The organism is Streptomyces ureilyticus, from assembly GCF_011045025.1.
In the GTDB taxonomy this organism is placed as follows: domain Bacteria; phylum Actinomycetota; class Actinomycetes; order Streptomycetales; family Streptomycetaceae; genus Streptomyces; species Streptomyces ureilyticus.
Genome location: NZ_JAAKZX010000057.1, coordinates 36,757 through 48,547, shown reverse-complemented (window position 1 = coordinate 48,547; position 11,791 = coordinate 36,757). Strand labels below are relative to the sequence as shown.

Genomic DNA, 11,791 nt, shown 5'->3' with positions numbered 1-11,791 from the left:
TCGACGCCATCCAAGACCTGCTGAACTGCTGGACCGGCACCTGCACCACCTGCCACCGCCCCCTGCCCAGAACGTCCACCACCAGCCAGAACCCAAGAGCCAGAGCAACCTAACGGAGTCCTACTAGCAGTGCGACCATATGATCAATTAAGCGACAGCGGTCCGTACGCGGACCGCGTCCACCGAGGCGATCCTGCGCCGCTCCACCCGCAACGCCTCCCGCCCCACCTACGCGGCGATGTTGGAGGGCGGCCGGGCGCAGAAGACCATCTTCGTGGCCCTCTACTCGCGGTTGCGGGACCTCCAGCGGAAGATCGAGGAGGGCCTGGACGTCACGGAGTCATCCAACGGCGCCAACAGTGTGATCGCCTACGGCAAGGGCGGAGAGATCGCCTCGAACCGGCGCGACGAACAGGAGATGTTCGTCCTGTGCCTGCGTAACCCGCAATCCGCCCTGGTCCACGTGAACACGTTCCGGGGCCCCGGGCCGCGGACAGCGAGGCCGCCCCGATCCGCCGTGGAGAACACATAACCTGCTCCGTTGCAGCCCGTGGCCGGGCCTCGCCGTCATCTCGCCTGGCGCGATACTGGAACGTGGCTGCCCCGGGCCCGCGCCTGGGCAACGGCCCTGGTCTCGCCCGCCTGACGGCGGCTTTCCGGCGCCGGCCATGTCACTCGCTGCGATCCCGAACCCGCCATGCGCTGCGTTCTCGAGGAGGCCACCGTCTCGGCCTGACCGTCCGATTCGAACCCATCGCCGCGGCTTGAGCCGGGAACCTCACGTCATTCTTGTGTCAGACCCACGCCAAACCGAGAGGTCGAAGTTGGCGAGGAGGGCTGCGAGTTCTTGTGCGGCGAGCAGGGTCGGATAGCGGTCCTTGATCCAGTGAGGGCGGAGCCGGACGCGGGCGACTTCGGCGAGGATGTCGAGCCCGGTCTCCTCCCTCCTGCCGTTAGGAGTCGGGGCTGGCATGCCCTCGAAGCTGTGGGCCCAGATGACGCAGGCGTATGCCAGGGCGGTGCGGCGGGGCCCGGGAGCCGCGCCGAACAGATCGTGCAGCAGGGCGAAGGCGGTACCGTCGGCAGGGGTGTCGTGGAGCATCGCGGCAATTTCCTGCTCGGCACCCTGGGCGTGCTGTCTGATGCGCTCGGTCAGCTGGTCGAGCGCACGGTCGAGGAGTGTCCGGTCCGGGACGGGGCTTGTGAGGAGTGCGGGATCGAACAGGATGTGCGCGGTCGCTTGGTCGGCGATGTTGAGTTCGACCGCTGCCTCCTCGATCGTGCGGCCGGTGGCTGCTGCGAGGTGGGCGACCCGGGCGCCGGCTTCGTGGCCGTAGAAGGCGGCGACGATTGCGGACAGGCCCAGGGAGCGTTCTGGTTCCATGAGGTGGTCAGGGCGCATGCCGTGCACGCAGCGGTCGGTGAGCAGGCGGGCGGCCGCGGTGAGCAGGCCGCAGGAGTCCAGCAGGTTGGCAGCGATGACGGTCTCCCAGACGTTGAGGTCCGGATCAGCGGCGGCCATGGCGGCCGTGACCGCTTGGTCGTTGCCGCGGACCTGGAAGCCGATCTGGATCACGGTCTCCGGGACGACAGGGTTGACCTTGCCGGGCATGATCGAGGAGCCGTCTTGGAGTGCGGGTAGGACCAACTCGCCGAAGCCGCCGCGCGGGCCCGAGGCCAGCAGCCGGAAGTCCTGAGCGATCTTCGCGAGCTGGACGGCGGCGTTCCTGATCGTCGCGGCCACGCTCAGGTGGTCACCGTGCTGCAACTGGGCCAAGGGGGCGGAGTGGGCGCGTACCGGTAGCCCGGTCACCTCCCCGAGGTGTCGGTGTACGGCTTCGTTGAATCCGGGTGCGGCGCCGACGCCGGTGCCTACGGCCGTGGCGCCGAGGGGCATCGAGAGGCATTCGGCGGCGCTGTCGTGCAGGTCGCTGCCGCAGCGGGTGACGGTCTGCGCGTATCCGCGGAAGGTCTGACCGAACGTCACGGGCAGCGCGTCGCGCAGGCACGTGCGGGCCGTTCGTACCATTCCCCCGTGGGCGGCGGCCCAGGAGTGGAGGCTCTCGGCGAGAGTGTCCACGGCTTGTGCGGCGGCGGTCAGCTCGGTGTGCAGGGCCAGATTGAGTGCGGTCGGCAGGGTGTCGTTCGTCGACTGGCAGGCGTTCACGTCGTCGAGTGGATGCACAGGCCTGCCGAGCAGTTCGGCCGCCCGCCTGGCCAGCAGCTCGTTCAGTTCCATGTTGAGGCCGATGCCGCCCCCGCCTGTGAGGAGGTCGGCGGTGAGCAGCGATGTGTGACGCCCGGCGATCACCTCGTCGGCAGCTGTCGTGATCGCGGCAGCGAGCTCTGCTGAAAGTACACCGGTGTCGGCGTTGGCGAGTGCGGCCGCCTTCTTGACCTGTGCGTAGGCGACGGTCAGCGCGGGCTCGCTGCCCCAGGGGCGTCCCCGCTGGGGCAGCAGCCGGTGCGCTGCCGCGTTGTGTGTTCCGGTCACCGGGCGAAGGTCGCGGCCGCGATCAGCTCGGGGCCGGTGAGATCGGACGGGCGCAATGTGACGTTGTCGTAGACGCCGGTGACTGTGAAGCCTGCGTCGGTGAGCAGGGCCGTCAGTTCTGCGGGGAAGAACTGCCGCAGTCGCACGTAGTCGTCCTCCTCGGAGCCGTCGGCGAACGTCCAGTGTCGGCGGCGGGTGAGGAGCTGGGAGCTGCGGTCGAGGTCGTAGTCGGCGTGGCCGGTCGCCTGCACGCCCGCGGTGTCGATCGTGAAGTGGCGGCGCAGGGTGTCCCAGGCGTAGCCGTTCACGGTCTCCAGCAGGAGGCGAGCGCCTGGGGCGCAGTGCGCCGCCAGACGCTTCAGTGCTCCGACTATGTCACTGTGGGAGTGCAGGTTCGACAGGGGAAAGCCGAAGCTGATGATGAGGTCGAAGGTGGTGCCGAGGTCGAAGGTGCGCATGTCGGCTGCCACGAATGTGGGTCCGGGGTACGTTGCCGACGCGTAATCGATCATCGCGGGCTGGAGGTCGATGCCGGTGCACTGGTGCCCGTCGGCAGCGAGCATCGCGAGGTCCCGACCAGTGCCGCAGCCGATGTCGAGGATCCGGGCCGGAGCGCGTCCGAGGCCCAGCATCTGGCGGCAGCAGTCGAGATACGAGCGGTCGGGGCCGTGGAAGACCTCTTCGTAGAGCTGCGGTTCGCGGTACAGGTAGTTCCAGATGGTGGCGCTCGGACGTGCGGCGGCCTTCGTGGCCGGCCGCGGCTGCCGGTCGGTTCCGATCATTGTGTTGTTCTCCACGATGTCCCTCTGATCCTTCCCTATGGCGGTATGCCCTTGTGGCTGTTGGCTGGTGGTTGTTGAGTGGAGTGGATGGTGGTCGTTGAGCGAGACGGCGACCGCTCGAAAGCCGTGGGCGAGGCCCTGGACGTCGTCTCCGCGCCGCTTGGCGAGCACGTTCGGTTGCGGCGTGGTTTCGTCGGCGCTGCCGCACGTCAGGGTGCCGGTCAGCGTGTGTACGGCTCGTTGGCATCACCGCTTCCTCCGCCTGCGCCCAGTGGCGCCATCTGCTCGGGGGACGGCAGGAGGGCGACCGGCTCACGGAGGGTGATCCGGGCCCCGTCCTGAACGATGCGGCGGTAGGCGAACAGCAGCACAGATCCAAGTAGGACGCCGACACCGATGATCAGGTCCGTCCAGGTGCCGTACCCGGTCAGCGACGGGTACGCGACGCCGAAGCCGACCAGTACCGCGTTGAACACCATGAGCACGGCGGCGATCACGACCCATGCCGTGCCGACCTTGATCGGCCGCGGCCAGCCAGGCCGGTCCCGGCGCAGCAGCAAGAAGCCGCTGAGTGCGAAGACGTGAGACAACACGTAGCCGATATTGCTCAAGTAGAGGATGGCCAGGTTGCTGGAGACGAACAGCACCAGGAGCACGTTGACCACCATGTCCACCGTCATGGCGCGTGACGGGACGTGGTGTTTGTTCAGATGGAACAGCTGCCTGATGGTCATGTCGTCGCGGGCGATCCCGTACAGCGCGCGGGAGGCGTCCGCGGTGGAGGAGATCATCGACAGCAACAGGCTGCCGATCAGCAGGACGAGCATCACGTCGGCCATGCCGCTGCCGGCGATCTTGGTGAGCGCGGGGATGTAGAACTGCCCCTCGGCACTGCCGGCATCCGGCACGCCGGTCGCTCCGCCCAGTCCCAGCGGGAAGAGCAGGAAAACCCCCAGTGTGAAGGCTGCCGAGCTGCGCATCGCTTTGGAGGTGTCCCGTCGGGTGTCGAGGTATTCGGGGGCGAATGTCGCGCACACCTCCGAGGTGTAAGCCGACCAGGCGCACAGAAACAGGTAGACCATCGCCAGCTTGATCCCGGCGAAGCCGTGCAGACCCCACGCCATGTTCGAAAGGTGCCAGTCCCCGGTGAAGTAGGGAGCGATCATGATCGCGGCGAGTGGAACCATCAGGCCCCCGCCGGTGACGTAGGAGATCCAGACCGCGGGGCGGATACCGAAGACGTTCACCAGCCACACCAGCACGATGCAGCCGATCGCGATGATGTGGGACAGGCCCACGTGGACCACCCCGTCGAACACCGTCCAGGTGGTGTGAGGGAACCACCGGGCCTGAACCAGGTCGCCGATGACCTTGCCGAAGACCGACAGCACCACCGACCAGCCGATCCAGTAGCCGAACGCGGCCAGTGGGCCGATCAGTGAGAACCTGGCGCGCCAGCCTTCGTGCGCGTACAGCGATATGCCCCCGGGCTTGTCCGGGAACATGCACGCCATCTCGGCGTAGATCCAGCTCTGCAACAGCCCGATGCCCGCCGACGCTGCCCACAGCGCCACCGCGCTCCACGTCCCCAGTGCGCCTATCGAGAAGCCCAGCGCCGCGACAAGGAAACCCGGATTGCACAGGGCGATGGCGAAGCCGTCCCACCAACGCAGGACCTTCAGTAACTGCCGCTTTTCCACGGCCCTTTCAGTCATCTGGGCACCTTTCCGGGCACGGCGAAACCTCACGGCAACGCGTCATGGCTGTGCGGTACAGCCAGTTGCGGACGACGGGTGTGTCTGATCCACCCTCTGGCGAGTGAGTCGGGTGCCCTCGACGGTGACGGCGAGTGAGACGCCGGCCCAGGCACCTTGGGGGAAGTGGGCGTCAGGGTGATGGTGACCTCACAGGCCGGAACGTGACGGCTACGGTCCCGTGAGTCGCGACGGGGTTCGCTACCCAGGACGGCTCTCCCGCAGGAACTCGGCTACTAGAAATCCGAGTTCAATCGACTGGGCCGTGTTCAGGCGCGGATCGCAAGCCGTCTCGTACCGAGTGCCAAGGTGATCATCGAGAATTTCCTCCAGATCGCCGCCCAGGCATTCCGTGACATCGTCCCCGGTGAGTTCAAGGTGGATCCCGCCCGGATGTGTTCCTTCTTCATTGTGCACAGAGAAGAATTCTGCAATCTCGGTGACAATATCTGCCAGGCGGCGCGTCTTGTAGCCGCTTTTGGATATGAATGTGTTGCCGTGCATCGGGTCGCACGCCCACACCGGGGTGTGACCGGCGTTCCGTACGGCACGCATCAGCGGTGCCAGTACCTTGTCCGCTCGGCCGGCCCCGAGGCGGCTGATCAGCGTCAGTCGCCCAGCCGTACGCTCGGGGTCCAAGCGTTCGCACAGGGCACGCAGTTGATCAGGGGTGGTGGACGGGCCCACTTTGACACCGATTGGGTTGTCAATGCCGGACAGCAACTCGACATGCGCACCGTCGAGCTGGCGCGTTCGTTCACCGACCCACAGCATGTGCGCGCTGGTGTCAAACCAGGCCCCCCGGCTCTCGTCATACCTGATCAGCGCTTGTTCGTAAGGAAGCAGCAAGGCCTCGTGCGAGGTGTAGAGCTGGATCCGGTGCAGCTCCGCCTGCAAGCGGGTGTCCACCCCGCATGCGGACATGAAGCGCAGTGCCCAAGTGATGTCGTCGGCCGCGTTCTCATAGCGCCGACCAGCCGGGCTGCGCCGAACGAACTCCTGGTTCCAGGCGTGAGCTTGCCCGAGGTCAGCGCAGCCACCGCGGGTGAGAGCACGCAGGACGTTCAACGCCGCCAGGGAGTGGTAGTAGGCGCGCAGTAGGCGGTCCGCGTCGGGGCGGCGGGCCTCTGCGGTGAACTCCGGGTCATTGACGATGTCGCCGCGGAAGGCGGGCAGTTCCACTCCGCCCACCACCTCTGTGGGTCGGCTGCGTGGCTTGCCGAACTGGCCCGCGATCCGGCCGACCTTCACCACCGGCAGTCCGGAACCGTAGGTGAGGAGGAGAGCAACCTGCAGGATCATGCTCAGCTTGCTGCGTACGCCCTCCTCCGTACACGAGCTGAAGCGCTCCGCGCAGTCGCCGGCTTGGAGCAAAAAGCCCTCCCCAGCAGCGACCTGGGCGAGCGCCTGCCGCAGGTCGGCGATCTCGTCCGGTAGGACGAGCGGAGGCTGCATCGACAGCGTGTCCGACACCCGCCGCAGGAGCTGTGCGTCGGGCCACTCCGGCTGCTGCTTCGCGGGATAGGAGCGCCAGGAGGACGGGCTCCAACTGGCTGGACGTGGCTGACTCGCCGTGTCCGCCGCAGCCGAGAGGGGAGCCGTGAGCGACGGGTGCATACCGCTGACTGTCATGGGGCCAGTTCCTTAATCACCGTTGCGGGGTCTTTGGCCCGCATGAGCAGTTCCCCGGCGAGGACGGCATCCACGCCGGCCTCCGCCAGGCGCCGGGCGTCCTCGGCATGGCGGATGCCGCTCTCGCCGACGATCACCTGCCGACTGCCGATGCGGTCCCGCAGGCGAGCGGACGAAGCCCGGTCGATCGTGAAGTCGCGCAGGGCGCGGTGGTTGACGCCGATGATCTGGGCGCCGACCGAAAGCGCGGTGTCCACCTCGTCGGCGTCGTGCACCTCGACCAGTGCCTCCATGCCCAGCTCACGAGTCTGGGTGAGGAGTTCTGCGAGGCGGTCGGTGGGCAGGGCCGCGACGATCGGCAGCAGGGCGTCGGCGTCGAAAGCACGTGCTTCTAAGACCTGATACTCGTCGACGATGACATCCTCGTGGAGGATGGGAATGTCGACAGTGTCCCGAGTGGCGAGTAGGTGTTCGGGGCTGCCGCCGAAGCCAACCTCATGGGTGGGGATGGAGGAGGCGCCGCCGATCTCATAGGCCCGGGCAAGTTCGATGGGCCGGTAGTCATGGGTAAGCGAGCCCTGGGACGTGCTGCGCGGCTTCACTTCCGCAATGACTGACAACCCCTGGGCGCACAGCGCCGCGACGAAATCACGGGGCTCCGGCGCCGCACTGGCCAGCACCGACAACTCGGCGTCGCCGCGCGGCTTCCGACGGCGCGCAGTTTGTTCCACGGCCTGGGCCACAAGCTCTGTCAGCACGTCACTCACAGTGCCGCTTCCGCCTTGCCGAGCCGTACGGTCACCCTGCACATCCGCTTCACCGTGGCCATCGCTCGATTTGCGTGTCACACCGCCTCCCGGTAGTCCCAGAGTTGCCAAGATCGCGGCCCGGACGCAGTCCGTGATCAGTCGCTGCCGTCGCGCAGCTCCATGACCCGGGCCGGGAGAGCGCGCGCGATACCCAGTCGGTCGAGGGCCTCCGCCATCGGTTCGACAAGGTGCGGGCTCGGTACGCCGAGGTGCGTAGCGGGGCATCAAGATCAATACGAACGCCGAGTTCCTCCACGTCCGCGCTGCCACATGCCGAGGACGCACTGCGATTGCCTCGGTCGGCGACGCGTACCCCGCAAGCAGCCGCCACCAGCGCCGAGGCGGTGGAAACGTTGAAGGTGCCCGGGGCGTCCCCACCGGTACCGCAGGTGTCGGGTACGTTGCCCTCTGATTTCACCGGAGTTGCGAACTCGCGAGCTGCATGGGCCATTCCAGTCGGCTCGTCGGCAGACTCACCATGGACCGTAATGGACAGCGCGAATCCGGCTATCTGAGCTGTAGCTGTTGTGGCCTCTCCGCGCATGATTGCGCGCAACGCCTCGGCAGACTCCAGCTTCGTCAGTCTGCGCCGGGCGAGTATTCGCAGCAGGCCAATCATCGCCGAACTCCAAGAAGTTTGCGATCAACTGTTTACCGTGGGGGGTGAGTATCGACTCGGGGTGGAACTGAACGCCGTACGTCGGGTGGTCGCGCTGACGTAAGCCCATGACGATGCCTTCTGGGGTGCGGGCGACGATGCTCAGCCCGGGCGGCAGGTCGTCCGGTCCGACCACTAGCGAGTGGTAGCGAGTGGCGGTGATCGGGTCGGGCAGTCCGGCGAACACACCGCTGCCTTCGTGACGCACCAACGCTGTCTTGCCATGCACCGGCTCACCGCGCACCACGGATCCGCCAAAAGCGTCGGCGATACACTGGTGACCGAGACAGACACCAAGAATCGGGAGCCGCCCACTGAGGGCACGGACCGCCTCGACGGAGATGCCCGCCTCGGCCGGGGTGCACGGGCCAGGGGATATCACCACCATCCTGTACGAGGCGAGTTCGGCAATGGTGGTGGCGTCGTTGCGGAACACCGAGGGAGCAGCGCCCAGCTCGGCGAGATAGTGCACGAGGTTGTAAGTGAACGAGTCGTAGTTGTCGATCACCGCGACGCGCGGGCGGACTACGGACTTGGGACCTGCGTCGGTCACCATGACGCCTCTGCCTCCGCATGCCCGACAGCCGTGATCATCGCGCGGGACTTGTGCAGGGTCTCGCGATACTCGGAGGCAGGATCGGAGTCAGCAACGATACCCGCGCCAGCCTGGACATGTACATGATCGTCAGCGACGACCATGGTGCGCAGGGCGATAGCGAAGTCGAGGTGGCCGTTGAAGCCGGCGAAGCCCAGGGCCCCGCCGTAGACACCGCGCTGCTGGGGTTCCAGTTCAGCGATGATCTCCATGGCCCTGATCTTGGGAGCACCGGAGAGCGTGCCGGCCGGAAAGGCGGCGCGCAGTGCGTCCACTGCCGTGCAGCCGTAAGCCAGTTGGCCGGAGACTGTAGATGACAGGTGCATCACGTGCGAAAAGCGCTCCACCTCCATCAGTCGCTCCACCTGAACCGTGCCGGGCTCAGTGACCCGCCCCAGATCGTTACGACCAAGGTCGACGAGCATGAGGTGCTCGGCTCGTTCCTTGTCGTCGGCGAGTAGTTCGCCCTCCAGCTCGCGGTCTGTCTGCGGGTCGGGATGGCGGGGCCGGGTACCAGCCAAAGGGCGCGTCACCACCCGGCCGCCCTCTGCCTTGACAAGCACTTCGGGCGAGGCGCCGATGATGTGCCGCCCCTCTCCGAGGCTTAGGTGGTACATGTACGGCGACGGGTTGGTTGCCCGCAGGTGCCGGTACAGGTCCAAGGGCCGGGTGCGCAGAGGGCGGCTCATTCGCCGGGAAAGCACGATCTGGTAGGCATCGCCAGCAGCGATGTAGTCCCGGGCGCGGGAAACCCGGTCAGTGAACTCGTCTTCGGTGAGATTGAATGACCACCCGATCAGAGGATCACGGTCGTCAGCATCGGTGCGGTACATCGGGCGGCCGGCAAACCCGCCGGCTGGGCCAGCACTGCGCAGCCGGTCACCGAGCCGCACGATGCGGGCCACCGCAGTGTCATAGTCCTCCGCTGCGGGGCGATACAGAGTGATGAGCAGGACACGTCGGGTGGCGTGGTCGAAAACGACCAATTCGTCAACGGCCAGAAAGCCCGATTCCGGCAGACCCGTCGGGGTGCCCTCTGCGACAGGGAGTTGCTCAAAGTGCCGTGCGGCCTCAAAGCCCAGGTACCCGACGACGCCGCCATGAAACGGCGGCAGCCCCGGCACAAACGCCGCCGAGCGGGCAAGCCACGGTTCGACTGTGGCCAGCGGATCGCCTTGGGGCAGCGAGAACCGTACGGGACGGTGGCCGACGTATGAGTAGCGGGCGACCCCCCCAGAGACAGGCACACTCTCCAACAGGAAGCCCGGCTCGTCGGGGTCGCACAGCACCGAGAAGGCGGTTATGGGGCTCATCTCGTCACTCAGGAACTCCTGGTAAAGAGGCACCACTTCGTGGTCCAAGGCCAGGGCGGTGGCAGTAGCACGATCCGGTACAGTGGCGCTTTCCAGCGCCACTTTCCGATTGACGTCTTCGTCGAGATAGGTGGTCATATCGCTTTCCTGAGTAGACGTGATCCAACGGATCGACACGCTGAGAGGGGAAAAGAGATCTTCGTCATGGTGGCGGCGTAACCCCCTTCATGGGGGGCTATCAGGACGGCATTGTGGGCAGCGGAGGAGTCATGCCGAGTGTCCCGGGCTGTGACGATGAATGATCCCGGCAATGCCGCGCATCACGCGCTCCCCTCTCTGATGCCGACTCACGGAAGGACATCGAGGTACTCCTTGACGTCCCATTCGGTCACCGCGGCACAGAATCGCTCCCACTCGTCGTTCTTGTAGTGGTGGAACACGCGGTACATGTCGCCGGGCAAGGCCTCTCGGACGACTGTGTCGGTCTCCAGAGCGCGAAGCGCGTCGCCTAGGTTCAGGGGGATCTTCTTGACCTTCTTGCCGCTCGCTATCGCGTCATAGATGTTGCGCTCTTCGGGCGGCCCCGGGTCGAGATTGCGCTGGATCCCGTCCTGCATCGCTTTCAGCAGCGCCGCGAAGGACAGGTAGGGGTTGACCGCCGAGTCGACGGAGCGGTATTCGAACCTCCCGGGGGCGCTGACCCGCAGCGCGGTGGTCCGGTTCTGGAACCCCCAGTCGGCGAACAGCGGGGCCCAGAACCCCGCATCCCAGAACCTGCGGTAGGAGTTGACCGTCGGAGCGGTGATACACGTCAGGGCTTCCAGGTGCTCCAGAACTCCGCCGATGGCATGCAACCCGGTCTTGCTCGGCAGCCGAGGGTCGTCTCCTTCGGGGAGGAAGACGTTCTCGTCTCCTTGCCACAGGGAAATGTTGTGGTGACACCCATTCGCGGACGAACCCATGAACGGCTTCGGCATGAAGCACGGATACAGGTTCATCTCCCGGCCTACCTGGCGGCATATCTGCCGGTAGACGGTGAGATTGTCCGCGGTCACACCGGCGTCGTCGAATGCGAAGTTCAGCTCCAACTGGCCCGGGGCGTCCTCATGATCGCCTTGGATCATCGTCAGCCCCATCGCCTCGCCGTACTCGATGACTCGATGAATCACAGGCTGCAGCTCGGCGAACTGATCGATGTGATAGCAGTAGGGCTGCGTCTTGCCTTCGACGGACGGGGTACCGTCCGGATTGAGTTTCAGCCACATCATCTCGGGCTCGGTGCCCATACGCAGCCGCAGGCCAGTCTCACGTCGGAAGTCTTCGTGGATCCGCCTCAGGTTGCCGCGGCAGTCGGAGGTCAGGAAGGCACCCGGATCGTCTTCTTCCTCGCGGCCTCGGAACAACGTGCAGAACACGCGCGCGGTGCTCGGATCCCAGGGGAGGATCCGGAACGTCTCGGGTTCGGGAATGCCCACAAGCTCCCGGGCCTCGGCGCCGTACCCGATGTACTCCCCGGAACGGTCGGTGAACAAGTTGGCGGTCGCGCCATAGACGAGTTGGAAGCCCGTGTCGGCGAACTTCCCCCAGCAATGCGCGGGAGCGCCTTTGCCCAGCACACGTCCTGTGACCGAGACGAACTGGAAGTATATGTACTTGACGTTGTGCTCGTCGATCAGCCTTCGGACCCGTTCGACCTCCTCGCTCCGCCCCTGCCGGTCGACGAATTCTTCGAGATCCGTACTCACGTTGACTCC

General features: G+C 66.1%; 8 protein-coding genes and 2 pseudogenes. 1 reads left to right on the top strand and 9 read right to left on the bottom strand.

The genetic code is table 11. The annotated features are described in order from the left end of the window. Positions 1 to 163: 163 nt before the first annotated feature. Positions 164 to 532: pseudogene (locus tag G6048_RS19640) on the top strand (Tn3 family transposase); the annotation flags it as partial. Between the two features lie 246 nt (positions 533 to 778). Here G6048_RS19640 and G6048_RS19635 read toward each other — a convergent pair. The 9 genes and pseudogenes from G6048_RS19635 to G6048_RS19595 form a co-directional block, all read right to left on the bottom strand. After that, positions 779 to 2,494: a lyase family protein gene (locus G6048_RS19635; protein ID WP_165340861.1), complete on the bottom strand. Its 1,716-nt coding sequence runs from the start codon at positions 2,492 to 2,494 to the stop codon at positions 779 to 781. Continuing rightward, complete coding sequence (locus G6048_RS19630) at positions 2,491 to 3,291, bottom strand: class I SAM-dependent methyltransferase (protein WP_165340860.1); 801 nt, start codon at positions 3,289 to 3,291, stop codon at positions 2,491 to 2,493. The genes G6048_RS19635 and G6048_RS19630 overlap by 4 nt, the downstream gene beginning before the upstream one ends. 206 nt (positions 3,292 to 3,497) lie before the next feature. Next, entirely contained in the window at positions 3,498 to 4,991 is a 1,494-nt protein-coding gene (locus G6048_RS19625) for an APC family permease (RefSeq protein ID WP_165340859.1), read from the bottom strand. Positions 4,992 to 5,231: 240 nt separating this feature from the next. Next, positions 5,232 to 6,662, bottom strand: a complete 1,431-nt coding sequence (locus G6048_RS19620; RefSeq protein ID WP_165340858.1) for a class II 3-deoxy-7-phosphoheptulonate synthase — start codon at positions 6,660 to 6,662, stop codon at positions 5,232 to 5,234. Beyond that, complete coding sequence (locus G6048_RS19615) at positions 6,659 to 7,510, bottom strand: indole-3-glycerol phosphate synthase TrpC (protein ID WP_206341802.1); 852 nt, start codon at positions 7,508 to 7,510, stop codon at positions 6,659 to 6,661. The genes G6048_RS19620 and G6048_RS19615 overlap by 4 nt, the downstream gene beginning before the upstream one ends. 65 nt (positions 7,511 to 7,575) lie before the next feature. After that, positions 7,576 to 8,015, bottom strand: a pseudogene (locus tag G6048_RS19610) (anthranilate phosphoribosyltransferase); the annotation flags it as partial. Beyond that, positions 7,945 to 8,685 (bottom strand): anthranilate synthase component II, encoded by a 741-nt coding sequence (locus tag G6048_RS19605; protein ID WP_165340857.1) that lies wholly within the window; start codon positions 8,683 to 8,685, stop codon positions 7,945 to 7,947. The pseudogene G6048_RS19610 and the gene G6048_RS19605, both read right to left, overlap by 71 nt. Next, entirely contained in the window at positions 8,679 to 10,175 is a 1,497-nt protein-coding gene (locus G6048_RS19600) for an anthranilate synthase component I family protein (protein WP_165340856.1), read from the bottom strand. Before G6048_RS19600 ends, G6048_RS19605 begins: the two co-directional genes overlap by 7 nt. Positions 10,176 to 10,384: 209 nt before the next feature. Continuing rightward, the gene (locus G6048_RS19595) at positions 10,385 to 11,782 is read right to left on the bottom strand and encodes a glutamine synthetase family protein (RefSeq protein WP_165340855.1); all 1,398 of its coding nucleotides are present in this window, start codon (positions 11,780 to 11,782) and stop codon (positions 10,385 to 10,387) included. Positions 11,783 to 11,791 lie beyond the last annotated feature (9 nt).